Source organism: Enterobacter sp. CC120223-11, assembly GCF_900215375.1.
Taxonomy (GTDB): domain Bacteria; phylum Pseudomonadota; class Gammaproteobacteria; order Enterobacterales; family Enterobacteriaceae; genus Scandinavium.
Genome location: NZ_OBEF01000009.1, coordinates 119,319 through 145,500, shown reverse-complemented (window position 1 = coordinate 145,500; position 26,182 = coordinate 119,319). Strand labels below are relative to the sequence as shown.

23 protein-coding genes are annotated in these 26,182 nt (G+C 58.0%); 21 read left to right on the top strand and 2 right to left on the bottom strand.

Annotation, left to right across the window (positions count from 1 at the left end; translation table 11 throughout):
* Positions 1–40 precede the first annotated feature (40 nt).
* Positions 41–679, top strand: coding sequence for a DUF1007 family protein (locus tag CRO87_RS12585; RefSeq protein ID WP_097163330.1), 639 nt, complete (start codon positions 41–43; stop codon positions 677–679).
* Positions 670–1,650, top strand: coding sequence for a nickel/cobalt transporter (locus CRO87_RS12580; RefSeq protein WP_097163287.1), 981 nt, complete (start codon positions 670–672; stop codon positions 1,648–1,650). The genes CRO87_RS12585 and CRO87_RS12580 overlap by 10 nt, the downstream gene beginning before the upstream one ends.
* Positions 1,651–1,734: 84 nt before the next feature.
* On the opposite strand, the gene suhB is transcribed toward CRO87_RS12580, so the two are convergent.
* Positions 1,735–2,541: an inositol-1-monophosphatase gene (gene suhB / locus CRO87_RS12575; RefSeq protein WP_176504308.1), complete on the bottom strand. Its 807-nt coding sequence runs from the start codon at positions 2,539–2,541 to the stop codon at positions 1,735–1,737.
* A gap of 120 nt (positions 2,542–2,661) precedes the next feature.
* Between suhB and trmJ the strand changes: the two genes are divergently transcribed.
* The 11 genes from trmJ (at position 2,662) to sseB (ending at position 11,403) form a co-directional block, all read left to right on the top strand.
* Positions 2,662–3,399, top strand: coding sequence for a tRNA (cytosine(32)/uridine(32)-2'-O)-methyltransferase TrmJ (gene trmJ, locus CRO87_RS12570; protein ID WP_097163285.1), 738 nt, complete (start codon positions 2,662–2,664; stop codon positions 3,397–3,399).
* 226 nt (positions 3,400–3,625) lie between these two features.
* Positions 3,626–4,117 (top strand): Fe-S cluster assembly transcriptional regulator IscR, encoded by a 492-nt coding sequence (gene iscR / locus CRO87_RS12565; RefSeq protein WP_097163284.1) that lies wholly within the window; start codon positions 3,626–3,628, stop codon positions 4,115–4,117.
* Positions 4,118–4,231: 114 nt separating this feature from the next.
* Positions 4,232–5,446: a cysteine desulfurase gene (gene iscS / locus CRO87_RS12560; protein ID WP_097163283.1), complete on the top strand. Its 1,215-nt coding sequence runs from the start codon at positions 4,232–4,234 to the stop codon at positions 5,444–5,446.
* Between the two features lie 26 nt (positions 5,447–5,472).
* Complete coding sequence (gene iscU / locus CRO87_RS12555; RefSeq protein ID WP_015703172.1) at positions 5,473–5,859, top strand: Fe-S cluster assembly scaffold IscU; 387 nt, start codon at positions 5,473–5,475, stop codon at positions 5,857–5,859.
* A gap of 13 nt (positions 5,860–5,872) precedes the next feature.
* On the top strand, positions 5,873–6,196 hold the full coding sequence (iscA, locus tag CRO87_RS12550) for an iron-sulfur cluster assembly protein IscA (protein ID WP_097163282.1): 324 nt from the start codon (positions 5,873–5,875) through the stop codon (positions 6,194–6,196).
* Between the two features lie 64 nt (positions 6,197–6,260).
* Positions 6,261–6,776, top strand: coding sequence for a co-chaperone HscB (hscB, locus tag CRO87_RS12545; RefSeq protein ID WP_097163281.1), 516 nt, complete (start codon positions 6,261–6,263; stop codon positions 6,774–6,776).
* A gap of 21 nt (positions 6,777–6,797) precedes the next feature.
* On the top strand, positions 6,798–8,648 hold the full coding sequence (gene hscA / locus CRO87_RS12540) for a Fe-S protein assembly chaperone HscA (protein WP_097163280.1): 1,851 nt from the start codon (positions 6,798–6,800) through the stop codon (positions 8,646–8,648).
* Between the two features lies 1 nt (position 8,649).
* Positions 8,650–8,985 carry an ISC system 2Fe-2S type ferredoxin gene (fdx, locus tag CRO87_RS12535; protein WP_097163279.1) on the top strand — a complete coding sequence of 112 codons (336 nt, stop codon included), beginning with the start codon at positions 8,650–8,652 and terminating at the stop codon, positions 8,983–8,985.
* Position 8,986: 1 nt separating this feature from the next.
* Complete coding sequence (gene iscX / locus CRO87_RS12530; RefSeq protein ID WP_097163278.1) at positions 8,987–9,181, top strand: Fe-S cluster assembly protein IscX; 195 nt, start codon at positions 8,987–8,989, stop codon at positions 9,179–9,181.
* Positions 9,182–9,234: 53 nt separating this feature from the next.
* On the top strand, positions 9,235–10,509 hold the full coding sequence (gene pepB, locus CRO87_RS12525) for an aminopeptidase PepB (protein WP_097163277.1): 1,275 nt from the start codon (positions 9,235–9,237) through the stop codon (positions 10,507–10,509).
* 117 nt (positions 10,510–10,626) lie between these two features.
* Positions 10,627–11,403, top strand: a complete 777-nt coding sequence (gene sseB / locus CRO87_RS12520) for an enhanced serine sensitivity protein SseB (protein WP_097163276.1) — start codon at positions 10,627–10,629, stop codon at positions 11,401–11,403.
* A gap of 96 nt (positions 11,404–11,499) precedes the next feature.
* On the opposite strand, the gene sseA is transcribed toward sseB, so the two are convergent.
* Positions 11,500–12,339: a 3-mercaptopyruvate sulfurtransferase gene (gene sseA, locus CRO87_RS12515; protein WP_097163275.1), complete on the bottom strand. Its 840-nt coding sequence runs from the start codon at positions 12,337–12,339 to the stop codon at positions 11,500–11,502.
* Between the two features lie 177 nt (positions 12,340–12,516).
* Between sseA and CRO87_RS12510 the strand changes: the two genes are divergently transcribed.
* The 8 genes from CRO87_RS12510 (at position 12,517) to CRO87_RS12475 (ending at position 26,174) form a co-directional block, all read left to right on the top strand.
* On the top strand, positions 12,517–17,472 hold the full coding sequence (locus CRO87_RS12510) for an alpha-2-macroglobulin (protein ID WP_097163274.1): 4,956 nt from the start codon (positions 12,517–12,519) through the stop codon (positions 17,470–17,472).
* A 1-nt stretch (position 17,473) separates the two neighbouring features.
* Entirely contained in the window at positions 17,474–19,798 is a 2,325-nt protein-coding gene (gene pbpC / locus CRO87_RS12505; RefSeq protein WP_097163273.1) for a peptidoglycan glycosyltransferase PbpC, read from the top strand.
* Positions 19,799–19,956: 158 nt separating this feature from the next.
* Positions 19,957–20,388, top strand: a complete 432-nt coding sequence (gene ndk / locus CRO87_RS12500) for a nucleoside-diphosphate kinase (RefSeq protein ID WP_097163272.1) — start codon at positions 19,957–19,959, stop codon at positions 20,386–20,388.
* A 162-nt stretch (positions 20,389–20,550) separates the two neighbouring features.
* On the top strand, positions 20,551–21,717 hold the full coding sequence (locus CRO87_RS12495; RefSeq protein WP_097163271.1) for a bifunctional tRNA (adenosine(37)-C2)-methyltransferase TrmG/ribosomal RNA large subunit methyltransferase RlmN: 1,167 nt from the start codon (positions 20,551–20,553) through the stop codon (positions 21,715–21,717).
* A gap of 265 nt (positions 21,718–21,982) precedes the next feature.
* On the top strand, positions 21,983–23,005 hold the full coding sequence (rodZ, locus tag CRO87_RS12490) for a cytoskeleton protein RodZ (protein WP_097163270.1): 1,023 nt from the start codon (positions 21,983–21,985) through the stop codon (positions 23,003–23,005).
* A gap of 26 nt (positions 23,006–23,031) precedes the next feature.
* A complete protein-coding gene (gene ispG, locus CRO87_RS12485) occupies positions 23,032–24,153 on the top strand; it encodes a flavodoxin-dependent (E)-4-hydroxy-3-methylbut-2-enyl-diphosphate synthase (protein ID WP_097163269.1) in 1,122 nt (373 codons plus the stop codon).
* A 92-nt stretch (positions 24,154–24,245) separates the two neighbouring features.
* Positions 24,246–25,520, top strand: coding sequence for a histidine--tRNA ligase (gene hisS / locus CRO87_RS12480; RefSeq protein ID WP_097163268.1), 1,275 nt, complete (start codon positions 24,246–24,248; stop codon positions 25,518–25,520).
* Between the two features lie 33 nt (positions 25,521–25,553).
* Positions 25,554–26,174, top strand: coding sequence for a YfgM family protein (locus CRO87_RS12475; RefSeq protein ID WP_097163267.1), 621 nt, complete (start codon positions 25,554–25,556; stop codon positions 26,172–26,174).
* Positions 26,175–26,182 lie beyond the last annotated feature (8 nt).

Genomic DNA, 26,182 nt, shown 5'->3' with positions numbered 1-26,182 from the left:
ATTGCTGGAGTCGGTCACAGAATTTTTCACGGAGTTTGCGATGACGAGAGTGAAACAGAGCACAATTCTGGCCATTGGCGCGCTTTTATCGTGTCAGGCGGCGGCGCATCCGCACAGTTTTATCAGCATGCAAAGCCAGCTGGTGATGAAAGAGGGCAAGCTCACCGCCATTGATATGCGCTGGACAATGGATGAAATCACCTCCGCCGATCTGCTGTACGATGCGGGCAACGCAAAGCCCGGCAGCGACGTCTGGAAGAAGCTGGCGGCAGAAGTGATGGCCAACGTGCTGGGGCAGCACTACTTCACTGAGTTCTGGCACGGCAAAGAGAAGGTGAAGTTTGAGAATCTCCCGACGGCCTACGGCCTTGCCCGCGAAGGGCACAAAGCGGTGCTCACCTTCACGCTGCCGCTGGCAGAGCCGCAGCTGCTCGCCGGGCAGACTTACCAGTTTTCCACCTTCGATCCGACCTATTTTGTCGACATGCATTACGACAAAGATGCTTACGTTTCTCTCCCTGCCGGCGCGCCAAAAGGCTGTAAGCTCAATGTGCATACGCCAAAGCCCAACGAGGATTTGACCGCCTATGCGCTCTCTCTTGATAAGGCTGACGCGCCGCCCGAGGATATGGATCTCGGGAAACAGTTTGCTCAACAGGTGACGCTCGCATGTCCATAATGTCCGCAGGTCCCGTTCGTTCACGCCGCTGGCTACAGCTCTGGCCGTTGGCGCTGTTTCTGCTTTTGGCGCTGGCGGGCGGCGCATGGCTGTGGCACGCCTGGCCGCAGGTGATGCTGAAAAGCATTGTCTGGCAGCGGGAGCTGAATCAGCAGATGAGCGGCTTATTGCAGGCGGTGGCGGAAAACCCGCGCAAAGCAGGCGGCTCTCTGTTGGCGTTCAGCTTTATCTACGGCGTGCTGCATGCGCTCGGCCCGGGCCACGGCAAAGTGGTGATTACGACCTGGCTTGCGACGCATCCTTCAAAGCTGAAATCGAGTATCGGCCTGACGCTTGCCGCTTCCCTGCTTCAGGGGCTGGTGGCGATTGGGCTGGTTGTCGTGGTGCTGACGCTGCTGGCGCTGCCTGCAAGGTCGCTGCATCTGAGCAGCTTCTGGCTTGAGAAGGGCAGCTATGCGCTGGTGGGCGTGCTGGGTGTGCTGCTTTGCTTGCGGGCGTTGAAAAAGCTGCGCCAGATCCTGCGCAGACCGAAATTTACTGCTTTTACCCCACATCATCAACACCACGCTAACTGCGGCTGCGGGCATCAGCATATGCCGGATCCGCAACAGATGGAGAGCGGCAACGACTGGCGTGCGAGGCTGGTGATTGTGCTGTCAATGGGGATGCGGCCCTGCTCCGGCGCGATTATGGTGCTGCTGTTCAGCAAGGTGATTGGCGTCTTCAGCTGGGGCGTGGTGTCTGCGTTGGCTATGGCGGCAGGAACGTCGATTACCATTTCTTCGCTCGCGCTGCTGGTTCACAGCTTCCGTCAGCTGGCGGTACGCCTCAGTAAAAATCAGGCTCCGGTGCTGTGGCGTCAGATTGGCTGGACGACGCTGGCCTTTGCGGGTGGTGCGATTCTAGTGGTTGCTGCGGTGGTGATGTGGATTAGTGCGGTGCCGGTGGGAAGAGGATTGCGGCCGTTTTAAATTGCCGGATGGCGCTGTGCTTATCCGGCCTACAAATTCTTCCGTAGGCCCGGTAAGCTTGCGCCACCGGGCTGTACAACGGAATTAACGCTTCAGCGCTTCGCTGAGTTCGTCGCGCATGTTCGCCAGCATCGCTTTCACGACGCGTGGGTTACCTGCCACGATGTTACCGGTGGTCATGTAGTTATGGCCGCCGGTGAAATCACACACCAGAGCACCTGCTTCGCGGGCAATCAGCTCGCCTGCTGCAAAATCCCACGGCTTCAGCGCCAGTTCGAAGTAACCGTCAACGCGGCCAGCGGCCACATAGGCCAGGTCCAGCGCGGCGGAACCGCTGCGGCGGAAATCGGCACATTCGGTGAACAGTTTGCCGAGGATGTTCATGTAAGCCGGAGCGTGCTGCTTGGCTTTGAACGGGAAGCCGGTCGCCAGAATGGTGCCGTCGAGATCGCGGGCGTTGGTGCCGCGCAGACGGAAGCCGTTCAGCTGTGCGCCCTGGCCGCGAGTGGCGGTAAACAGTTCGTTGCGCATTGGATCGTAAACCACAGCCACTTCAGTACGGCCTTTGATGCGTACGGCAATGGAAACGGAGAAATGTGGGAGGCGTTTAACGAAGTTGGTGGTGCCATCCAGTGGATCGATAACCCATTGCACATCCTGATCTTCGCCTGCATGTTCACCGGACTCTTCGGTGATAATGGTGTGCTGCGGGTAAGATTTGCGGATCACTTCGATAATCATCGCTTCGGCGGCTTTATCGACGTTAGTCACGAAATCATTGCTGCCTTTCTGGCTGGTTTCTACGGAATCTGGCATCTCGTAGTGTTTGGCAATCACATTACCCGCCTTGCGCGCTGCACGCACGGCGATAGTCAACATAGGATGTTGCATCGGTCACTCTCACTGGATGTTAAAGAACGGGAAAAACGGCGCATATCATAGCAGCGAATTCGGATTCTGTCTCAGCTTTATGATAATATGCGGCGAATAATCTTTAGCCGAAGAATGACAATGCTGCAAAATATCCGAATCGTACTGGTAGAAACCTCCCACACCGGCAATATGGGCTCCGTGGCGCGCGCCATGAAAACCATGGGCTTAACCAACCTTTGGCTGGTCAACCCGCTGGTCAAACCTGACTCGCAGGCTATTGCCCTGGCCGCAGGCGCAAGTGACGTGATTGGCAACGCGCAAATCGTCGATACCCTGGACGAAGCCCTCGCAGGTTGTAGCCTCGTGGTTGGCACCAGCGCACGTTCCCGTACGCTGCCGTGGCCGATGCTCGATCCGCGTGAATGCGGGCTGAAAAGCATTGCCGAAGGCCAGCAGGCACCGGTAGCGCTGGTGTTTGGTCGCGAACGCGTGGGCCTCACCAACGAGGAACTGCAGAAGTGTCATTATCATGTGGCGATTGCAGCGAACCCGGAGTACAGCTCCCTGAACCTCGCCATGGCGGTGCAGGTTATCGCCTACGAAGTGCGGATGGCGTGGCTTGCCACCCAGGATAAAGGCGAGAGCGTCGAAGAAAAAGAAGACGAAGCCGCTTATCCTCTGGTGGACGATTTAGAGCGTTTCTACGGCCACCTTGAACAAACCCTGCTGTCGACAGGCTTTATCCGTGCCGGGCATCCAGGCCAGGTGATGAATAAGCTGCGCCGAATGTTTACCCGTGCGCGTCCGGAAAGCCAGGAACTGAACATCCTGCGCGGGATTCTGGCGTCGATTGAGCAGTTAAAGAAAGATAAATAGTTTTTTTGCCCGGCGGCGCTTCGCTTGCGCGGGCCTACTGTTTTGTAGGTCGGGTAAGCGGAGCGCCACCCGACAATGAAACGGCACAGAAGGTTAAATACCTGACTAAAACAGTCAAGTAAATAGTTGACCATTTTAGTCGGGAATGTCAGACTTGGCCCTGCTATGCGATTCCTACATTTTAATAACAACCCCGGGCAGGGGCGAGTTTGAGGTTAAGTAAGACATGAGACTGACATCTAAAGGGCGTTATGCCGTGACCGCGATGCTGGACGTTGCGCTCAACTCCGAAGCGGGCCCGGTTCCGTTGGCTGATATTTCTGAACGTCAGGGCATTTCACTGTCCTATCTGGAACAGCTGTTCTCCCGCCTGCGTAAGAATGGACTGGTGTCCAGCGTACGCGGTCCTGGCGGTGGTTATCTGCTGGGTAAAGAAGCCGGTAGCATCGCCGTGGGCGAAGTGATCAGCGCGGTAGATGAATCCGTTGACGCGACTCGCTGTCAGGGTAAAGGCGGCTGCCAGGGCGGCGACAAGTGCCTGACCCACGCGCTGTGGCGCGATCTGAGCGACCGTCTGACCGGTTTCCTGAATAACATCACCCTGGGTGAACTGGTAAATAACCAGGAAGTGCTGGACGTCTCTGACCGTCAGCACACGCACGAATCCCATCGCAGTACCCGCGCACAGGACGCTATCGACGTCAAATTACGCGCGTAATAAAAAGATTTCAGAATCAGGCCGGGGTGTCTCGCGCACCCCGTCAACACGGTCGTACATCCAGCCGGTTGCCTGATTCATTGCATTGAAGCGATGTACGGAGTTTATAGAGCAATGAAATTACCGATTTATCTCGACTACTCCGCAACCACGCCGGTGGACCCGCGTGTTGCCGAGAAAATGATGCAGTGCCTCACCCTGGACGGAAACTTTGGTAACCCGGCTTCCCGTTCTCACCGTTTTGGCTGGCATGCTGAAGAGGCGGTTGATATCGCCCGCAATCAGATTGCCGAGCTGGTGGGCGCTGACCCACGTGAAATCGTCTTTACCTCTGGTGCAACCGAATCCGACAACCTGGCGATTAAAGGTGCGGCCAACTTCTATCAGAAAAAAGGCAAGCACATCATCACCAGCAAAACCGAGCACAAAGCGGTGCTGGATACCTGCCGTCAGCTGGAGCGTGAAGGGTTTGAAGTGACCTACCTCGCACCGCAGGCCAACGGTATTATCGACCTGAAAGAGCTCGAAGCGGCGATGCGTGATGACACCATTCTCGTGTCCATCATGCACGTGAACAACGAAATCGGCGTGGTGCAGGATATCGCCACCATCGGCGAAATGTGCCGTGCGCGCGGCATCATTTATCACGTGGATGCGACTCAGAGCGTCGGCAAACTGCCTATCGACCTGAGCCAGCTGAAAGTGGATCTGATGTCCTTCTCCGGCCACAAAATCTATGGCCCGAAAGGCATCGGCGCGCTGTATGTGCGTCGTAAACCACGTATTCGCATCGAAGCACAGATGCACGGCGGCGGTCACGAGCGCGGCATGCGTTCCGGTACGCTGCCTGTGCACCAGATCGTTGGCATGGGTGAAGCTTACCGTATCGCCAAAGAAGAGATGGACACCGAGATGGCACGCCTGCGCAAGCTGCGTAACCGTCTGTGGGAAGGCGTGAAGGATATGGAAGAAGTCTACCTGAACGGTGACCTCGAGCAGGGTGCGCCAAACATTCTCAACGTCAGCTTCAACTATGTTGAAGGTGAGTCGCTGATTATGGCGCTGAAGGACCTGGCGGTTTCCTCCGGTTCTGCCTGTACTTCCGCAAGCCTTGAGCCATCCTACGTGCTGCGCGCGCTGGGCATGACTGACGAGCTGGCACACAGCTCCATCCGTTTCTCTTTAGGTCGTTTCACTACCGAAGAAGAGATCGACTACACCATCAATCTGGTACAGAAATCCATCGGTCGTCTGCGTGACCTTTCTCCGCTGTGGGAAATGTTTAAGCAGGGCGTGGATCTGAACAGCATTGAATGGTCGCATCACTAATCGGTACCCAATAAGGAGAATTCATCATGGCTTACAGCGAAAAAGTTATCGATCATTACGAGAATCCACGCAACGTTGGCTCGTTTGACAACAGCGACGACAGCGTCGGCAGCGGCATGGTCGGCGCACCGGCCTGCGGCGACGTGATGAAGTTGCAGATTAAAGTCAACAATGAAGGTATCATTGAAGACGCGCGTTTCAAGACCTACGGCTGCGGCTCTGCTATCGCTTCCAGCTCCCTCGTCACCGAGTGGGTGAAGGGCAAGTCCCTGGACGAAGCACAGGCTATCAAGAACACTGATATCGCCGAAGAGCTCGAACTGCCACCGGTGAAAATTCACTGCTCTATCCTGGCAGAAGACGCGATCAAAGCCGCCATTGCGGACTACAAAAGCAAACGTGAAGCGAAATAAGAGGTAGGTTTTTATGTCCATTACCCTTAGCGACAGCGCGGCCGCGCGAGTCAGCACCTTCCTGGTCAACCGGGGCAAAGGCTTCGGACTGCGCCTGGGCGTGCGGACCTCCGGTTGCTCTGGCATGGCCTACGTGCTGGAATTTGTCGATGCACCCGACGCGGAAGACACCGTGTTTGAAGACAAAGGCGTGAAGGTTGTGGTCGATGGCAAAAGCCTGCAGTTCCTCAATGGCACCGTGCTGGACTTCGTGAAAGAAGGCCTCAACGAAGGGTTTAAATTTACCAACCCGAACGTTAAAGACGAGTGCGGTTGCGGCGAAAGCTTCCACGTTTAATCACGCGTAAGATAACCCCACGGTGGCCCGTCTGCCTGTGGGGTTTGCTTTTTCAGAGACAGCTATGGATTACTTCACGCTCTTCGGCCTGCCTGCTTCGTACCACCTTGATAGCCAGCAGCTCGCCACGCGCTTTCAGGACTTACAGCGCAAGCATCATCCGGACAACTTCGCCAGCCACTCCTCTGCCGATCAGCTTGCTGCGGTTCAGCAATCCGCCACCATCAACCAGGCCTGGCAGACGCTGCGCCACCCGCTGACCCGCGCGGAATACCTGCTCTCGCTGCACGGTTTCGATCTCGCCAGCGAACAGCACACGGTACGCGACACGGCTTTCCTGATGGAGCAGCTTGAACTGCGCGAAGAGCTGGATGAGATTGAGCGTGCCAAAGATGGCGATCGCCTGGACGCGTTTATGAAGCGCGTGAAGGGCATGTTCGACAAGCGTCATCAGCAGATGGTCACCGAATTAGACAATGAAACGTGGGACGCGGCGGCGGATACCGTGCGTAAACTGCGTTTTCTCGATAAACTGCGCAGCTCAGCAGAACAACTCGAAGAAAAGCTGCTCGATTTTTGATTTTGATTCCGGAAGCAAAACATGGCCTTATTACAAATCAGTGAGCCTGGCCTGAGCGCCGCGCCGCACCAGCGTCGTCTGGCGGCGGGCATCGATCTGGGCACCACCAACTCTCTGGTGGCGACCGTGCGTAGCGGCCAGGCCGAAACGCTGGCCGATCATCAGGGTCGTCATCTGTTACCCTCCGTGGTGCATTACCAGTCTCAGGGACATGAAGTGGGCTATGAGGCCCGCGCCAATGCCGCCCTGGATCCGGTGAACACCATCAGTTCCGTTAAGCGCCTGATGGGCCGCTCTCTGGCCGACGTGCAGGCGCGCTACCCGCATCTGCCGTACCAGTTTCAGGCAAGCGAAAACGGTCTGCCGATGCTGGCGACCAACGCAGGCCTGCTCAACCCGATTCGCATCTCCGCCGATATCCTTAAAGCGCTCGCCGCCCGTGCGACAGAAGCGCTGGCTGGTGAGCTCGATGGCGTAGTCATCACGGTTCCTGCGTACTTTGACGATGCACAGCGTCAGGGCACCAAAGACGCCGCGCGCCTGGCGGGCCTGCACGTTCTGCGTCTGCTCAACGAACCGACTGCTGCGGCGATTGCCTACGGTCTGGATTCCGGGCAGGAAGGCGTGATTGCCGTCTACGATCTCGGCGGCGGTACCTTTGATATTTCCATTCTGCGCCTGAGCCGCGGCGTGTTTGAAGTGCTGGCGACCGGCGGCGATTCTGCCCTCGGCGGCGATGACTTCGATCACCTGCTGGCCGACTTCATTCGTGAGCAGGCAGGCATTGCGGATCGCTCCGACAACCGCCTTCAGCGTGAACTGCTTGATGCCGCTATCGCTGCCAAAATTGCGCTCAGCGATGCCGAAAGCGTCAGCGTGAACGTGGCAGGCTGGCAGGGTGAAATCACCCGCGAACAGTTCAACGAGCTGATTGCCGCCCTGGTGAAGCGCACATTGCTGGCTTGCCGTCGCGCGCTGAAAGACGCGGGCGTGGAAGCCGAAGAAGTGAAAGACGTAGTGATGGTGGGCGGTTCTACTCGCGTGCCGCTGGTGCGTGAGCGCGTGGGCGAATTTTTTGGTCGCACGCCGCTGACTTCTATCGATCCGGATAAGGTTGTCGCCATCGGCGCGGCTGTTCAGGCCGATATTCTGGTCGGCAACAAGCCGGACAGCGAAATGCTGCTGCTGGACGTGATTCCCCTGTCGCTTGGCCTTGAAACCATGGGCGGCCTGGTGGAGAAGGTTATCCCGCGTAACACCACCATTCCGGTGGCGCGCGCGCAGGAGTTCACCACCTTCAAAGACGGCCAGACCGCGATGTCCATCCACGTGATGCAGGGCGAGCGCGAGCTGGTTCAGGACTGCCGCTCGCTGGCGCGTTTCGCGCTGCGCGGTCTTCCGGCGCTGCCTGCGGGCGGGGCGCACATTCGCGTCACCTTCCAGGTGGATGCGGATGGTCTGCTGAGCGTCACGGCGATGGAGAAATCCACCGGCGTGGAAGCCTCCATTCAGGTGAAGCCATCCTACGGCCTGAGCGACACCGAAATCGCCACCATGATTAAGGACTCAATGAGCTTTGCCGAAAGCGACGTGCAGGCACGTATGCTGGCGGAGCAGAAAGTGGAAGCCGCGCGCGTGATGGAAAGCCTGAACAGCGCCCTGGCGGCCGATGCTCATCTTCTGAGTTCCGAAGAACGTAAAGCGATTGATGACGGCGTGGCTGCCCTGCAGGCCGCTGCCGTCGGCAGTGATGCCGAATCCATAAAAGAAGCCATTAAAAATATCGACACACAAACCCAGGAATTTGCCGCACGCCGCATGGACCAGTCGGTCCGTAAAGCGCTGAAAGGCCAGCCCGTGGACGAGGTTTAATATGCCAAAGATTGTTTTTCTGCCCCATCAGGATCTCTGTCCGGACGGTGCAGTTCTGGAAGCGAAGAGCGGTGAAACCATTCTTGACGTTGCCCTGCGCAACGGCATCGAGATTGAACACGCCTGTGAGAAATCCTGTGCCTGCACTACCTGCCACTGCGTCGTGCGTGAAGGGTTCGACTCCTTGCAGGAGAGCACCGAAGACGAAGACGACATGCTTGATAAAGCCTGGGGTCTGGAGCCTGAAAGCCGCCTGAGCTGCCAGGCGCGCGTCGCCGACGAAGATCTGGTCGTCGAAATGCCGCGTTACACCATCAACCATGCACGCGAGCACTAAGATGAAATGGACCGACAGCCGTGAAATCGGCGAAGCTTTGTACGATGCCTTCCCGGATACCGATCCGAAGACCGTTCGCTTCACAGATATGCATCAGTGGATTTGCGAACTGGAGGATTTTGAGGATGATCCCAACGCATCCAATGAAAAAATTCTCGAGGCGATTCTGTTAGTCTGGTTAGACGAAGCAGAATAGTTCACATAACGGGCTGCCTTTGGCGGCCCGTTTGCTCAATAAGGATAAAGACAATGACCGAAGCGATGAAGATTACGCTCTCCACTCAGCCTGCCGACGCGCGCTGGGGCGAGAAAGCCACTTACAGCATTAACAACGACGGCATTACCCTGCACCTGAACGGCAAAGATGATCTGGGCCTGCTCCAGCGTGCGGCACGTAAAATTGACGGCATGGGCATCAAACATGTTGCGCTGACGGGTGAAGGCTGGGACACCGATCGCAGCTGGTCTTTCTGGGCGGGTTACAAAGGGCCAAAAGGCAGCCGCCAGGTTGAGTGGGCAGGCGAAGACGAAGAGCTGAAAAACCGTCTGGCAATTATCGACTGGGTGCGCGACACCATTAATGCCTCCGCCGAAGAGCTTGGCCCTGAGCAGCTTGCTGCCCGCGCGGTGGATCTGCTGTGCCGCTTTGGCTGCGACAACGTGCACTACCGCATAACCAAAGGTGAAGATCTGCGCGAGCAGAATTACATGGGGATCCACACCGTAGGTCGTGGTTCCGAGCGCCCTCCTGTGCTGCTGGCGCTGGACTACAACCCGACCGGCGATGAAAACGCTCCGGTGTACGCCTGCCTCGTGGGGAAAGGTATCACCTTTGACTCCGGCGGTTACAGTATCAAGCAGAGCGCGTTCATGGACTCCATGAAGTCCGACATGGGCGGTGCGGCGCTGGTGACCGGCGCACTGGCATTTGCCATCACCCGTGGCCTGAACAAGCGCGTGAAGTTGTATCTCTGCTGCGCAGAAAACATGGTCAGCGGTAACGCGTTCAAGCTTGGCGATATCATTCGCTACCGTAACGGCAAAAACGTCGAGGTGATGAACACCGACGCCGAAGGCCGTCTGGTGCTGGCCGATGGCCTGATCGACGCCTGCGCGCAGAAGCCTGAGCTGATTATCGATGCCGCGACGCTGACAGGTGCGGCGAAAACGGCGCTGGGCAATGACTACCACGCGCTGTTCAGCTTCGATGACAAACTGGCGGCCCGCCTGATGGCGAGCGCGGCCGAGGAAAACGAGCCGTTCTGGCGCCTGCCGCTGGCGGAAATCCACCGCAGCCAGCTGCCGTCGAACTTTGCCGAGCTGAACAACACCGCCAGCGCTGCTTACCCGGCGGGGGCCAGCACCGCGGCAGGCTTCCTGTCACACTTCGTCGAGAACTATCACGAAGGCTGGCTGCACATCGACTGCTCTGCAACCTACCGCAAATCTGCCGTTGAGCAGTGGGCGGCAGGTGCGACCGGTCTGGGCGTACGCACGATCGCGAATCTTTTGACCGCTGAGTAATTTTTATCCCCCTCCCTAACCCTCTCCCATTGGGAGAGGGAACTGTCCGGCTTGGTTATTCTCCCTCTCCCTTTTGGGAGAGGGCCGGGGAGAGGGGATACACGAACTGGAATCAAAATGTCCGAAACCAAAAACGAATTAGAAACCTTACTGGAGCAGGCAGCCACCGAACCCGCTCACCGCCCGGCTTTCTTCCGCGCACTGCTTGATGCAACGGTCTGGGTGCCAGGCACGGCGGCGGAAGGCGAGCAGGTCGTCGCAGACAGCGCGCTGGATTTGCAGCACTGGGAAAAGGATGACGGCACTTCGGTGATCCCGTTCTTCACCTCTCCGGACGCCTTACAGCAGGCCGTTGAAGATGAGCAGGCGTTTGTGGCGATGCCGGTACGCACGCTGTTTGAAATGACGCTCGGCGAAACCCTGTTCCTGAATGCCAAACTGCCGACTGGCAAAGAGTTCACCCCGCGTGAAATCAGCCATCTGATTGGCGAGGAAGGCAACCCGCTCAGTACCCAGACGGTGCTGGAAGGCGGCGCGTCGCTGCTGCTGTCTGAAGTGACCGAGCCGCCAGCGCAGATGGTAGATTCGCTGACCACGCTGTTCAAAACCCTCAAAACCGTCAAGCGCGCGTTTCTGTGCTCTATCAAAGAGGGTGCAGACGAGCAGCCTAATCTGCTGATCGGCATTGAAGCGGAAGGCGATATCGAAAATATCATTCAGCAGGCAGGCAGCGTGGCGACCGATACGCTTCCGGGCGATGAGCCGATTGATATTTGTCAGGTGGTGGAAGGCGAGAAGGGCATCAGCCACTTTATGCTGGCCCACATCACGCCGTTCTATGAGAAACGCTGGGGCAGCTTCCTGCGGGACTTTAAGCAGAACCGTATTATCTGATTTTGGTTTGATTGCCGGGTGGCGCTGGCGCTAACCCGGCCTACGGTTTTGTGGTTTTGTAGGCCGGGCAAACAACGTGCCGCCCGGCATTTCCGTTTACTGAGCTACAGGCAAATCCTCTCTCGCACCCCATTCGCTCCAGGACCCGTCGTACAGCGTCACGTCTGGTGCACCCAGCGTGGCTAAAGCAAGCATCACGACGGCCGCCGTCACGCCGGAGCCGCAGCTGGCGATAATCGGCGCATCAATGTCCACGCCCTGGCGTTCAAAAATCTCTTCCAGCTCGTCCGTCGTTTTCAGCTCACCGTTAATCACCAGATCGCCCCAGGGCACGTTTTTCGCGCCGGGAATGTGGCCACGCTTCAGGCCCGGGCGAGGTTCGTCTGCCTGCGCGAGAAAACGCGGTGCCGGACGGGCATCAAGGAGCTGAATATGCCCTTCGTGGCTGGCGACCAGCACGTCGGTCAGGCGTTTGATTTTCTCAGGCGCAAACTTCACCTCAAAATCACCTTCGGGCAGCTTCACGTCGCCCGTTTCCAGCAACAGCTCGTCGCGCTGCCAGCCTGCCAGACCGCCCGCCAGAATCGACACATTATCCACGCCGAAGGTGCGCAGCATCCACCAGGCACGCGGGGCAGAGAACAGATTGCCTTCGTCGTACACCACCAGATGTTTTTCGCTGTCGACACCCAGTTCGCGCATGGCCACGGCGAAGGCTTCTGGCCTCGGCATCATGTGGGGAAGGGGGCTACTGTGATCGGACAACGCTTCAATATCGAAAAACACAGCGCCGGGTAAATGCCCTGAGCGATACTCGGCGGCAAGGTCGCGATGCTCCTGACCCGGCGGGGCCATACGGGCATCGATAAGCTGAATCTGCGGGTCGTTGATGTGCTCTGCCAGCCAATCGGCGGCAACAAAATAAGAGGTGGTCATGGCGTTCTCCATTCTACCGGGGATTCGGCGATTGTCGGCTGTTTTGCCGGAGGCGACAAGCGAGTGAATCTCAGAATTGATGCAAATATCAGAATTTATAGACTGTTGGTAAAAGGTCAGTTTAAGCATAATACTTTGTTGACGAAAATTTGAGGCTTCAGGGCCAGGGGTTAATGGATGAAACCGTACCGAATTGCCGCGCTGACGTTCGCGCTGATGACCGCACTTTCGCTGGTGGGCTGCGATAATAATGACAAAGCGCAGACCGTGAAGCCCGCCGCAACCGCGGCCGACACGAAAGCGAAACCCGCGCCTGTTGCCCCGGATGAAGCCACGCTCGATAAGCTGGCGGCGCAAAGCAAAGGCAAAGCGCTGACCCTGATTGACGCCTCCGAAGTGCAGCTCGACGGCGCTGCAACACTGGTACTGACGTTCTCCGTTCCGTTGAACCCGGCTCAGGATTTCTCCAGCCGCGTGCACCTTGTCGACAAGAAAAGCGGCAAAGTGGATGGTGCCTGGGAACTCGCACCGAACCTCAAAGAGCTGCGGATGCGCCACCTGGAGCCGAAGCGTAACCTGATCCTGACGATTGACCCGGATCTGGTGGCGGTGAATAAAGCGACCTTCGATAAAAACTACGAACAGAAAATCGACACCCGCGATATCGCGCCAAGCGTTGGCTTCGCCAGCCGCGGCTCTCTGCTGCCGGGCAAAGTGGTTGCCGGACTGCCGGTAATGGCGCTGAACGTGAACAACGTTGACGTGAACTTCTTCCGCATCAAGCCAGAATCCCTGGCCTCGTTTGTCAGCCAGTGGGAATACCGCAGCTCGCTGAGCAACTGGGAATCCGACGAACTGCTGAAAATGGCTGACCTGGTCTACACCGGACGTTTCGACCTCAACCCGGAACGTAACACTCGTGAAAAGCTGCTGCTGCCGTTAAGCGATATCAAACCGCTCCAGCAGGCGGGCGTGTACGTGGCGGTTATGAATCAGGCAGGGCACTACACCTACAGCAACGCGGCCACGCTGTTCACCCTGAGCGATATTGGCGTGTCGGCACACCGCTACCACAATCGTCTCGATGTCTTCACCCAGAGTCTGGAAAACGGTGCGGCGCAAAGCGGGATCGACGTTCAGCTGTTGAACGATAAAGGCCAGACGCTGGCGCAGGCGAACAGCGATGGCAAAGGTCATGTGACGCTGCAAACAGATAAAGAAGCCGCTCTGCTGCTGGCGCGCAAGGACGGGCAAACCACGCTGCTGGATCTTAAGCTTCCGGCGCTCGATCTGGCCGAGTTTGATATTGCAGGCGCACCGGGCTACAGCAAGCAGTTCTTTATGTTTGGCCCGCGCGATCTTTATCGTCCGGGCGAAACGGTGATTGTGAACGGACTGCTGCGTGACAGCGACGGCAAGCCGCTCCCGGATCAGCCCGTGAAGCTTGAAGTCGTTCAGCCGGACGGCCAGGTTGCCCGCACCGTGATGAGCAAAGCAGTGAACGGCCTGTACCAGTTCAGTTGGGCGCTGGATGCCAGCGCCGCCACCGGCATGTGGCACGTTCGCGCCAGCGCGGGCGATAACCAGAAGCGCGAGTGGGATTTCCACGTCGAAGACTTCATGCCAGAGCGTATGGGGCTGAACCTGACGCCGAAAAAAGCGCCGATTGCCTCCAGTGAGAACGTCAGCTTTGGCGTGACGGGTTACTACCTGTATGGCGCACCGGCGAACGGCAATGCGTTACAGGGCAAGCTGTTCCTGCGTCCGCTGCGCGATGCGGTGGCCTCGCTGCCTGGTTTTGAGTTTGGCGATATCGCCGAAGATAACCTTTCCCGCACCCTCGATGAAGTGCAGACCAAACTGGATGCGCAGGGGCGCGCAGAAGTTTCTGCAGATACCCAATGGCAGGAAACCCATTCGCCGCTGCAGGTCATTTTGCAGGCAAGCCTGCTGGAATCGGGCGGTCGTCCGGTTGTACGTCGTGCTGAACAGGCCATCTGGCCTGCCGAAACGCTGCCGGGGATCCGCCCGGAATTCGCCAGCAAAGCCGTGTATGACTACCGGACCGACACCACCACTAACCAGCCGATGGTGGATGAAAACAGCAACGCCGGGTTCGATATCGTTTATGCCAACGCGCAGGGCGAGAAAAAAGCCGTGTCTGGCCTGCAGGTGCGCCTGATTCGCGAGCGCCGCGACTATTACTGGAACTGGTCAGACAGCGAAGGCTGGCAGTCACAGTTTGATCAAAAAGATTTGGTGGAAGGCGAGCAGTCGCTCGATCTGAAGGCCGATGAAACCGGCAAGGTCAGCTTCCCGGTGGACTGGGGTTCATATCGTCTGGAAGTCAAAGCTCCGGATGACACCGTCAGCAGCGTGCGCTTCTGGGCGGGCTACAGCTGGCAGGACAACAGCGACGGCACGGGCGCCGCTCGTCCGGACCGCGTCACCATGAAGCTCGATAAGCCATCCTACAAGCCAGGCGACACCATTAAGTTGCACATCTCTGCCCCTGCGGCAGGCAAGGGCTATGCGATGGTTGAATCCAGCGAGGGCCCGCTGTGGTGGCAGGAGATTGACGTTCCGGCTGACGGCATGGATTTGTCTATTCCGGTCGATCAGAAGTGGAACCGTCACGATCTTTATCTCAGCACGCTGGTGGTTCGTCCCGGCGATAAATCCAAATCCGCCACACCAAAACGCGCGGTTGGCCTGCTGCATCTGCCGCTGGGCGATGAAAACCGTCGCCTGAATATTGCCCTGGACGCGCCGCAGAAAATGCGCCCGAACCAGCCGCTGCAGGTGAAAATTAAGGCCACTGCGAAAGATGGCGTAGTGCCGAAACAGGTTAACGTGCTGGTATCCGCCGTCGACAGCGGCGTGCTTAACATAACCGATTACGTGACCCCGGATCCATGGAATGCCTTCTTTGGGCAGAAACGCTATGGGGCTGATATCTACGATATTTACGGCCAGGTGATCGAAGGCCAGGGCCGTCTTGCCAGCCTGCGCTTCGGCGGCGACGGTGATGAACTGAAACGCGGCGGCAAACCGCCGGTTAACCACGTGACCATCGTGGCGCAACAGGCTCAGCCGGTCGCACTTGATGACAACGGCGAAGGCACCGTCTCGCTGCCCATCGGCGATTTCAACGGCGAACTGCGCGTCATGGCGCAGGCTTGGACCACAGAGGATTTCGGCAGCAGCGACAGCAAAGTGGTGGTTGCTGCGCCAGTGATTGCAGAACTGAATACGCCTCGCTTCCTCGCGGGCGGCGACAACAGTCGCCTGACGTTTGACGTGACAAACCTGACGGACAAACCGCAAACACTGAACGTGCAGTTTACCGCCAGCGGCCTGCTGGCGCTTCAGGGCACGCAGCCGCAGCCAGTCAGCCTTGATCCAGGTGCCCGCATGACGCTGTTTGTGCCAGTCAGCGCGCAGGATGGCTTTGGTGAAGGTGCCGTCCAGGCGACCGTCAGCGGCCTGACGCTGCCGGGGGAGACCTTCGCTCCGCTGCAAAAAGAGTGGAAGATTGGTGTCCGCCCGGCGTTCCCGGCGCAGACCGTCAACTCAGGGATTGCCCTGCAACCGGGCGAAAGCTGGAGCGCACCGGCCTCGCATCTTCAGGGCTTTATTCCGCAAACGCTGCAAAGCCAGCTGCTGTTCAGCGGCAAGCCGCCGTTGAACCTGGGCCGCTATATTCGTGAGCTGAAAGCGTATCCGTACGGCTGCCTGGAGCAAACAACCAGCGGCCTGTTCCCGCAGCTCTACACCAATGCGGCGCAGCTGAAGGCGCTGGGCATCGCGGGCGACAGCGATGACAAGCGTCGTGCTGCGGTCGATCTGGGCATCGCACGTCTCCTGCAGATGCAGCGTGACGACGGCGGTTTCGCACTGTGGGACAAAGCGGGTTCAGAAGAGTACTGGCTCACGGCCTACGTGATGGACTTCCTGACCCGGGCCAGCGAGCAAGGCTACAGCGTGCCTGCGGATGCAATAACGAAAGGCAATAGCCGCCTGCTGCGCTATCTGCAGGAGCCGGGCCTGATGACCATCCGCTATACCGATGACAGCCAGGCGAGCCGCTTCGCCGTGCAGTCTTATGCCGCTCTGGTACTGGCCCGTCAGCAGAAGGCACCGCTGGGTGCGCTGCGTGAAATCTGGGAGCGTCACGCTCAGGCGAAAGCTGGCCTGCCGCTGATGCAGCTGGGCTTTGCTCTGAAAGCGATGGGCGATGCAGCGCGTGGCGATGAAGCTATTGCGCTGGCGCAGAACACGTCGCGTCAGGATAAAAACAGCTGGATGGCAGACTACGGCAGCACGCTTCGCGACAACGCGCTGATGCTGAGCCTGCTCGAAGAGAACAAACTGCTGCCAGACGTGCAGAACACGCTGCTGAATGAACTCTCTCAGCAGGCATTCGGCGAGCGTTGGCTGTCGACCCAGGAGATGAACGCGCTGTTCCTGGCGGCGAAAGGCCTGCAGGATCTGCCGGGCAGCTGGCAGGCGCAAACCTCACTCCAGTCTGAACCGCTGAGCAGCGATAAGGCGCAGTCGCGTAGCCTGAATGCCGATCAGCTGACCTCGCTGAACGTGAAAAATACCGGCACCCAGCCGCTGTGGCTGCGTCTGGACAGCAGCGGCTATCCGGAATACGCGCCGCAGCCTTCCAGCAACGTGTTGCAGATTGAACGTCAGTTCCTCGGCACCGATGGGCAGCTGAAGTCGCTCTCTTCGCTGCGCAGCGGTGATTTGGTGCTCGTACATCTGCAAATCAAGGCGACGCAAAACGTGCCGGATGCGCTGGTGGTCGATCTGTTGCCTGCGGGCCTGGAGCTTGAAAACCAGAACCTGGCCAACAGCAGCGCTAGCCTGCAGGATAACGGTGCCGAAGTGCAGAACCTGCTCAATCAAATGCAGCAGGCAGACGTGCAGCACATTGAGTTCCGCGACGACAGATTTGTTGCGGCGGTGGCGGTCAGTGAAGGGCAGCCTGTCACGTTGGTTTACCTGGCGCGCGCGGTGACGCCAGGAACTTATGATGTGCCCGTATCGCAGGTGGAATCCATGTACGTTCCACAGTGGCGCGCCACGGGCACCACCGACGGACCGCTGATCATCACGCCATAACATGACATTGACCCGTCTGAAAAAATCCCGCTGGCTGTGGCTCGCGGGATTTCTCTTTATAGCCTGGCTGGCAATACTTGCCGCCGATCGCCTCTGGCCTTTGCCGCTCAGGGAAGTCACACCTGCGCGCGTTGTGGTGGCTGAAGACGGCACGCCGCTGTGGCGCTTTGCCGATGCCGAAGGGATCTGGCGCTATCCTGTCACCATTGAAGACGTTTCCCCTCGCTATTTGCAGGCGCTTATCCAGTACGAAGATCGCTGGTTCTGGGATCATCCTGGCGTGAATCCGCTGTCGGTGCTGCGTGCGGCCTGGCAGGATCTTAGCGCCGGAAGGGTGATCTCCGGCGGCAGCACGCTCACCATGCAGGTGGCGCGCCTGCTCGATCCTCATCCCCGCACTTTCGGCGGCAAAATTCGCCAGCTCTGGCGGGCTATGCAGCTGGAATGGCATCTCGATAAGCGGCAAATTCTGACGCTGTATCTCAATCGTGCTCCGTTTGGCGGCACGTTGCAGGGCATTGGCGCGGCCAGCTGGGCGTACCTCGGAAAGCCTCCGCAGCAGCTGAGCTACTCCGAAGCCGCGCTGCTGGCCGTTTTGCCGCAGGCACCGAGCCGATTACGCCCCGACCGCTGGCCTGAACGCGCTCAGGCCGCGCGCGACAAAGTGCTCGCTCGCATGCTGACGCAGAAAGTGTGGTCAGCGGAAGTCGTGAAAGAAGCCCGCCAGGAGCCGGTGTGGCTGTTCCCGCGGCAAATGCCGCAGCTGGCACCGCTGTTTTCCCGTCGCGTACTGGCGAGTAGCCGCAGCGAAAAAGTTGTCACCACGCTGGATGCATCATTACAGCGTCAGCTGGAAGAACTGGCCCTGAACTGGAAATCGCGCCTGCCGCCACGCAGCTCTCTGGCGATGATCGTCGTCGATCACACCAATATGAAGGTGCGCGGCTGGGTGGGGTCGGCAGATATTAGCGACGACAGCCGTTTCGGCCATGTGGATATGGTCAGCGCGGTGCGATCGCCGGGATCGGTGCTGAAACCCTTTATTTACGGCCTGGCAATGGACGACGGGCTGATCCATCCGGCTTCTTTGCTGCAGGATGTTCCACGCCGTTTCAGTGACTATCGGCCAGGAAATTTCGACAGCGGCTTCCACGGCCCGGTAAGCATGAGCGATGCGCTGGTTCGCTCCCTGAACCTCCCTGCCGTGCAGGTGCTGGAAGCCTATGGGCCAAAACAGTTTGCTGCGCGCCTGCGCAATGCCGGATTGCCGCTGATTTTACCGAACGGCGCAGAGCCGAATTTATCGTTTATTCTCGGTGGCGCGGGCGCTCGCCTGGCCGATATTGCTGCGGCCTACACGGCGTTTGCGCGTCATGGGCAGGCAGGGCGTTTGCGCCTGCTGGCAAGCGATCCGCTGATTGAGCGACCGCTGCTTTCCCCGGGATCGGCGTGGATTATTCGCCGGATCCTGGCCGGTGAAGATCAGCCATTGCCGGATGGTTCGCTGCCTGCGGTGGTGCCGCTGGCGTGGAAAACGGGCACCAGCTACGGCTATCGCGATGCCTGGGCCGTGGGCATTAATGCGCGTTATGTGATTGGCATCTGGACGGGCAGGCCGGACGGCACGCCGGTCGTCGGGCAGTTTGGCTTTATCAGCGCGGTGCCGCTGCTGAACCAGGTCAGTAATATGCTGTTGTCCAGGGCCACGTCTGCGAAGAACGGTTTGCCTGCCGATCCGCGTCCTGCATCGGTGAGCGCTGGCTCGATATGCTGGCCGGGCGGACAATCTTTGGCGGCGGGCGACAGCAACTGCCGACGCCGCTTATCAACCTGGCTGCTGGACAAAAGTCAGCCACCGACGCTGTTGCTGCCCGATCAGGACGGCCTGCGCGGTATTCGCTTCCCGGTGTGGCTGGATGCGGACGGCAAGCGCGTGGCGGCAGATTGCCCTGGGGCAACGCAAACCACGCTTGACGTCTGGCCGCTGCCACTGGAGCCGTGGCTGCCTCCAGGTGAACGGCGCGCGGCGCGTTTGCCCGCGGCATCCACAACCTGTCCGCCGATGCACCAGCAGGATCTGATCCCGCTGACTCTAACGGGCGTGCGGGAAGGGGCCATCATCAAGCGCCTTCCGGGCGAGAAGCAGGCGTCTTTGGCGTTGCAGACTCAGGGCGGGGAAGGGCGCCGCTGGTGGTTTGTTAACGGCGAGCCGCTGGAGAACAGCGGGCCGAACACCACGCTGATGCTCGAGCGCGCAGGTGAGTATCAGTTAGTGGTGATGGATGAGGCTGGACAGGCCGTGACGGCAGGCTTTACCCTGCAATAAATTGACTTTCAGTGGCTTAGCGAAGCGTGTTGCTGAAATTCGTCTTATTTTAACAAAATGTTACCTTCGTCCATATGCAGAGGCATTATTGCTCATTATAATGCGCGCCAGGTCATACAGTCGTATGCACAACAACAGAACACAGAACAGAGGTTATCATGGCTATTGAACGTACTTTTTCCATCATCAAGCCAAACGCGGTGGCAAAAAACGTTATTGGCAGCATCTTTGCGCGCTTTGAAGCAGCAGGGTTCAAAATTGTCGGTACCAAAATGCTGCACCTGACCGTTGAGCAGGCTCGCGGTTTCTACGCAGAACACGACGGTAAACCTTTCTTCGACGGCCTGGTTGAGTTCATGACCTCCGGCCCAATCGTTGTTTCCGTCCTGGAATGCGAAAACGCAGTGCAGCGTCACCGCGATCTGCTGGGTGCAACCAATCCGGCTAACGCCCTGGCAGGTACCCTGCGCGCGGATTACGCAGACAGCTTCACCGAGAACGGCACCCACGGTTCCGACTCCGTTGAATCTGCGAAGCGTGAAATCGCTTACTTCTTCGCAGAAGGCGAAGTTTGCGCGCGTACCCGTTAATCGGGCATTACACTTTATTTCGCTGATGTCGCGTGCAAACGTGGCATCTGTGCGCCAGAATTTGTACAATGCAACGCCCCCGGATGAGCCACTGCTCGCCGGGGCGTTTCTTTTTCAACCCTCCAGGGGCCATAACGTGTAATAACGAGGCCGGAAAACATTATGTCTGAATTAGTTAATACCACTGAAGTCATCACACCCGCGGTGCCAAACAAAAATGGAAAAATCAACCTGCTGGATTTAAACCGTCAGCAGATGCGTGAGTTTTTCAAAAACTTAGACGAAAAACCGTTCCGTGCGGATCAGGTGATGAAGTGGTTGTATCACTACTGCTGTGATGACTTTGATGAGATGACCGACATCAACAAAGTCCTGCGCGGTAAGCTCAAAGAAGTGGCTGAAATTCGTGCCCCGGAAGTGGTGGAAGAGCAGCGTTCTTCCGATGGCACCATCAAATGGGCAATCGCTGTGGGCGATCAGCGCGTTGAAACGGTTTATATCCCGGAAGACGACCGCGCCACGCTGTGCGTCTCTTCTCAGGTTGGCTGTGCGCTGGAGTGTAAATTCTGCTCGACGGCGCAGCAGGGCTTTAACCGTAACCTGCGCGTTTCGGAAATTATTGGCCAGGTCTGGCGTGCGGCGAAAATCATCGGCGCGCAGAAAAAAACCGGCGTACGTCCGATCACCAACGTGGTGATGATGGGCATGGGCGAGCCGCTGCTCAACCTGACCAACGTGGTGCCGGCGATGGAAATCATGCTCGACGATTTCGGTTTCGGCCTGTCTAAACGTCGCGTAACTCTGTCTACTTCGGGCGTTGTGCCTGCGCTGGATAAGCTTGGTGACATGATCGACGTCGCGCTGGCAATTTCCCTGCATGCGCCAAACGATGAAATCCGCGATGAAATTGTGCCGATCAACAAAAAGTACAATATCGAGACTTTCCTGGCGGCGGTGCGTCGTTACCTGGAAAAATCTAACGCCAATCAGGGCCGCGTGACTATCGAATATGTGATGCTCGACCACGTCAACGACGGTACCGAGCATGCACATCAGCTGGCAGAGCTGCTGAAAGACACGCCTTGTAAGATTAACCTGATTCCGTGGAACCCGTTCCCGGGCGCGCCGTATGGCCGCAGCTCTAACAGCCGAATCGATCGTTTCTCTAAGGTACTGATGGGCTATGGCTTTACCACCATCGTGCGTAAAACCCGCGGGGACGACATCGACGCGGCCTGTGGTCAGCTGGCGGGCGATGTCATCGACCGAACCAAACGCACCATGCGCAAACGCATGCAGGGTGAACCGATCACGGTGAAAGCTGTCTGACAGAGCGGACTCCGCGCACGTTTTTCTGCACGGGGTCTAAAATGTTTAAGGAATAACCGAAACGCACTGATCCGGTTAATAATTACGGTGCGTTTCTGCCAGGATTGAGGCAGTATGTAGCGGGGCAACAACGGGTTAGCCTGTCGTACAAAAGGTTAGCCGAACCTGTTAAGAGTGCCCGTCAGATGACGGGCAATCAGATGTTTCGCGGTGCGGTGTTTTCCGCCACCAGAACCTTAAATTTACGTACCAGCAGCTGTAGCGAATGAATACTGAAGCCACTCAAGACCCAAAAGCAGCACAAAGCACGGGCACGCGTCTGCGTACGGCCCGTGAACAACTCGGACTCAGCCAGCAAGCCGTCGCTGAACGCTTATGCCTGAAGGTTTCCACGGTTCGTGATATTGAAGACGATAAGGCGCCTGCCGATCTTGCTTCAACGTTCCTGCGTGGCTATATCCGTTCCTACGCTCGTCTTGTTCATATCCCTGAAGAAGAGCTTTTACCTATTCTCGCCAAAGAAGTGCCTGTTCGCGCCGCGAAAGTGACGATGGGTCAGAGCATGTCCCTGGGCAAGCGCCGTAAAAAGCGCGACGGCTGGCTGATGAGCTTTACCTGGCTGGTGCTGTTTGTGGTGATTGGCCTGACCGGCGCATGGTGGTGGCAGAACCACAAAGCGCAGCAGGAAGAGATCTCCACCATGGCGGATCAGTCCAGCGCTGAGCTGAATGCCAACGACAGCAGCAACAGCCAGTCTGTGCCGCTGGACACCAGTTCGGCACAGAATCAGGCACCAGCCGCGACGGCGGATAGCTCGCAGCCTGCTCCGGCGGATGCGAACGCGCCTGCGGCAACGGCCCAGTCCACGCCTGCGCAAACGGCTCCGGCAACCGCGCCAGATGCGCAAAGCAATGCCGTGGTTTCTCCTTCTCAGGCGAACGTTGACAGTACTGCGACAGCGGCGACCCCTCCTGCTGCGCCACTGCCAACCGATCAGGCCGCCGTCACACCGTCTGCAAACCCAAATGCGCTGGTGATGAACTTCAACGCCGACTGCTGGCTGGAAGTGTCCGATTCAACGGGCAAAAAGCTGTTTAGCGGCCTGCAGCGCAAAGACGGCACGCTCAATTTAGAAGGCCAGGCACCGTATAAGCTGAAAATTGGCGCACCGGCGGCCGTGCAGATCCAGTTCCAGGGTAAACCTGTCGATCTCAGCCGTTTTATCAGAACAAACCAGGTTGCACGTCTGACCCTCAATGCCGAACAATCACCGGCCCAGGCTCAGTAACAGACGCGTAACGCGGGAGATTTTACATGCATAACCAGGCTCCGATTCAACGTAGAAAATCCACGCGTATTTACGTTGGTAACGTGCCAATCGGCGATGGGGCTCCTATCGCCGTACAGTCGATGACCAACACGCGCACCACAGATGTGGAAGCGACGGTCAATCAGATCAAAGCCCTCGAACGAGTGGGTGCGGATATCGTCCGCGTCTCCGTGCCGACCATGGATGCCGCCGAAGCTTTCAAGCTGATTAAGCAGCAGGTTAGCGTCCCGCTGGTTGCCGATATTCACTTCGATTACCGCATCGCGCTGAAAGTGGCCGAATACGGCGTTGATTGCCTGCGCATCAACCCGGGCAATATCGGCAACGAAGAGCGTATTCGCATGGTTGTCGACTGCGCGCGTGACAAAAATATTCCTATCCGCATCGGCGTGAACGCCGGATCGCTGGAAAAAGATCTGCAGGAAAAGTACGGCGAGCCAACGCCGCAGGCGCTGCTCGAATCCGCTATGCGTCACGTCGATCATCTCGATCGCCTGAACTTCGATCAGTTTAAAGTCAGCGTAAAAGCCTCTGATGTGTTCCTGGCGGTGGAATCCTATCGTCTGCTGGCGAAGCAGATCGATCAGCCTCTGCATCTGGGGATCACCGAAGCAGGCGGCGCGCGTGCCGGATCGGTTAAATCGGCGATCGGCCTCGGCCTGCTCCTTTCGGAAGGGATCGGCGACACGCTGCGTATTTCGCTGGCGGCGGATCCTGTGGAAGAGATCAAAGTCGGCTTCGACATTCTCAAATCGCTGCGTATCCGCGCCCGCGGGATCAACTTCATTGCCTGCCCGACCTGTTCGCGTCAGGAGTTCGACGTTATCGGCACCGTTAACGCGCTGGAACAGCGCCTGGAAGACATCATCACGCCGATGGACGTGTCCATTATCGGCTGCGTGGTGAACGGTCCTGGCGAAGCGCTGGTCTCCACGCTCGGCGTGACCGGCGGCAATAAGAAAAGCGGCCTGTATGAAGACGGCGTGCGTAAAGACCGCCTCGACAACGACGACATGATTAGCCAGCTCGAAGCACGCATTCGTGCCAAGGCCAGCATCCTCGACGAAACCCGTCGGATTGACGTTCAGGAAGTGGACGCAAAATAACGACTTGGGAAGCCATGCGCTTCCCGTGTATGATTGAACCCGCGGCGCCCCGGGCGTCAGGGTTCATTTTTGTATCTATAAAGAGAAAAAACGTGGCAAAAAACATTCAAGCCATTCGCGGCATGAACGATTACCTGCCGGGCGAAACCGCTCTGTGGCAGCGCATTGAAGGCACACTGAAACAGGTGCTCGGCAGCTACGGTTACAGCGAAATCCGTTTGCCGATTGTAGAGCAGACCCCGTTATTCAAACGCGCGATCGGCGAAGTGACCGACGTCGTTGAAAAAGAGATGTATACCTTTGAGGACCGCAACGGCGACAGCCTGACGCTGCGGCCTGAAGGCACTGCGGGCTGCGTACGCGCCGGCATTGAGCATGGTCTTCTGTACAATCAGGAACAGCGTCTGTGGTACGTTGGCCCGATGTTCCGCCACGAGCGTCCGCAAAAAGGGCGCTACCGCCAGTTCCATCAGCTGGGTTGCGAAGTCTTTGGCCTGCAGGGCCCGGACATCGACGCCGAGCTGATCCTGCTCACCGCCCGCTGGTGGCGTGCACTGGGTATTTCCGAACATGTGCGTCTCGAACTGAACTCCATCGGTTCGCTGGAGGCTCGCGCTAACTACCGTGAAGCGCTGGTTGCGTACCTCGAACAGTTCAAAGATAAGCTCGACGAAGACTGCAAACGTCGCATGTATACCAATCCGCTGCGCGTGCTGGATTCCAAGAATCCGGACGTTCAGGCGCTGCTCGATAACGCGCCAGCGCTGGGGGATTATCTCGACGAAGACTCCCGCGAACACTTTGCGGGCCTTTGCGCGCTGCTGGATGAAGCGGGCATCGCCTATACGGTTAACCAGCGCCTGGTGCGCGGTCTTGACTATTACAACCGCACCGTTTTCGAATGGGTGACCAGCAGCCTCGGCTCGCAGGGCACGGTCTGTGCGGGCGGCCGTTACGACGGTTTAGTCGAGCAGCTGGGCGGGCGTCCTACGCCTTCCGTGGGCTTCGCGATGGGCCTCGAACGTTTAGTTTTACTGGTTCAGGCAGTGAATCCGGAATTTAAGGCCGATCCTGTTGTCGATATATACCTGGTCGCGTCAGGCACCGGTACTCAGTCTGCTGCATTGCGCCTGGCCGAGGCCCTGCGTGACCAGCTGCCAGCCATCAAACTGATGACTAACCACGGCGGCGGTAACTTCAAGAAGCAGTTTGCTCGTGCCGATAAGTGGGGCGCTCGCGTCGCGCTGGTGCTGGGTGAATCGGAAGTGACCGACGGCAACGTGGTGGTGAAAGATTTGCGCTCTGGTGAGCAGACGACTGTAACGCAGGACAGCGTTGCCGCGCATTTGCGCACACTGCTGGGCTAATCGCCCAGGATTATTATTCAGGAGAAGAACTGCGTGGAAGTTTACAACAACGAAAACGAACAGGTCGACGCGCTCAAAAATTTCTTTGCTGAAAACGGCAAAGCGCTGGCGGTTGGCGTCATCCTTGGGATTGGTGCGCTGGTCGGCTGGCGCTACTGGACGTCTCATCAGGAAGATACTTCGCGTGAGAGTTCACAGGCTTATCAGACTGCCGTGACCGGCCTGAAAGCAGGCAAGCCTGAAACTTATGCCGCAGCAGAGAAAATCGCTGCCGGTGAAAAGAATGCCTACGGTGCCTTTGCGGCCCTCGAGCTGGCTCAGCAGTTTGTTGATGCCGGTGAATTGGATAAAGCAGAAAAACAGCTGCAGCTGGGCCTCGCTGCCGCGCCTGATGACAACCTGAAATCGGTTATCAATATGCGTCTGGCGCGCGTTCAGCTGCAAATGAAACAACCGGACGCTGCCCTGAAAACCCTAGAAGGGATTAAAGGGGAAGGCTGGACGGCAATCGTTGCAGATTTACGCGGCGAAATCCTGTTGAGCAAAGGCGATAAGCAGGGGGCCCGTGCCGCCTGGGAAGCCGGTGTGAAAAGTGATGCTTCCCCTGCGCTCAGCGAAATGATGCGCATGAAAATGAATAATTTGTCCATCTGAGAGGGACC

Excerpts from the sequence above, each read along its gene's own strand:
- CRO87_RS12585 (WP_097163330.1), top strand. The coding sequence starts at position 41 with ATGACGAGAGTGAAACAGAGCACAATTCTGGCCATTGGCGCGCTTTTA.
- CRO87_RS12580 (WP_097163287.1), top strand. The coding sequence starts at position 670 with ATGTCCATAATGTCCGCAGGTCCCGTTCGTTCACGCCGCTGGCTACAG.
- suhB (WP_176504308.1), bottom strand. The coding sequence starts at position 2,541 with ATGCAACATCCTATGTTGACTATCGCCGTGCGTGCAGCGCGCAAGGCG.
- trmJ (WP_097163285.1), top strand. The coding sequence starts at position 2,662 with ATGCTGCAAAATATCCGAATCGTACTGGTAGAAACCTCCCACACCGGC.
- iscR (WP_097163284.1), top strand. The coding sequence starts at position 3,626 with ATGAGACTGACATCTAAAGGGCGTTATGCCGTGACCGCGATGCTGGAC.
- iscS (WP_097163283.1), top strand. The coding sequence starts at position 4,232 with ATGAAATTACCGATTTATCTCGACTACTCCGCAACCACGCCGGTGGAC.
- iscU (WP_015703172.1), top strand. The coding sequence starts at position 5,473 with ATGGCTTACAGCGAAAAAGTTATCGATCATTACGAGAATCCACGCAAC.
- iscA (WP_097163282.1), top strand. The coding sequence starts at position 5,873 with ATGTCCATTACCCTTAGCGACAGCGCGGCCGCGCGAGTCAGCACCTTC.
- hscB (WP_097163281.1), top strand. The coding sequence starts at position 6,261 with ATGGATTACTTCACGCTCTTCGGCCTGCCTGCTTCGTACCACCTTGAT.
- hscA (WP_097163280.1), top strand. The coding sequence starts at position 6,798 with ATGGCCTTATTACAAATCAGTGAGCCTGGCCTGAGCGCCGCGCCGCAC.
- fdx (WP_097163279.1), top strand. The coding sequence starts at position 8,650 with ATGCCAAAGATTGTTTTTCTGCCCCATCAGGATCTCTGTCCGGACGGT.
- iscX (WP_097163278.1), top strand. The coding sequence starts at position 8,987 with ATGAAATGGACCGACAGCCGTGAAATCGGCGAAGCTTTGTACGATGCC.
- pepB (WP_097163277.1), top strand. The coding sequence starts at position 9,235 with ATGACCGAAGCGATGAAGATTACGCTCTCCACTCAGCCTGCCGACGCG.
- sseB (WP_097163276.1), top strand. The coding sequence starts at position 10,627 with ATGTCCGAAACCAAAAACGAATTAGAAACCTTACTGGAGCAGGCAGCC.
- sseA (WP_097163275.1), bottom strand. The coding sequence starts at position 12,339 with ATGACCACCTCTTATTTTGTTGCCGCCGATTGGCTGGCAGAGCACATC.
- CRO87_RS12510 (WP_097163274.1), top strand. The coding sequence starts at position 12,517 with ATGAAACCGTACCGAATTGCCGCGCTGACGTTCGCGCTGATGACCGCA.
- pbpC (WP_097163273.1), top strand. The coding sequence starts at position 17,474 with ATGACATTGACCCGTCTGAAAAAATCCCGCTGGCTGTGGCTCGCGGGA.
- ndk (WP_097163272.1), top strand. The coding sequence starts at position 19,957 with ATGGCTATTGAACGTACTTTTTCCATCATCAAGCCAAACGCGGTGGCA.
- CRO87_RS12495 (WP_097163271.1), top strand. The coding sequence starts at position 20,551 with ATGTCTGAATTAGTTAATACCACTGAAGTCATCACACCCGCGGTGCCA.
- rodZ (WP_097163270.1), top strand. The coding sequence starts at position 21,983 with ATGAATACTGAAGCCACTCAAGACCCAAAAGCAGCACAAAGCACGGGC.
- ispG (WP_097163269.1), top strand. The coding sequence starts at position 23,032 with ATGCATAACCAGGCTCCGATTCAACGTAGAAAATCCACGCGTATTTAC.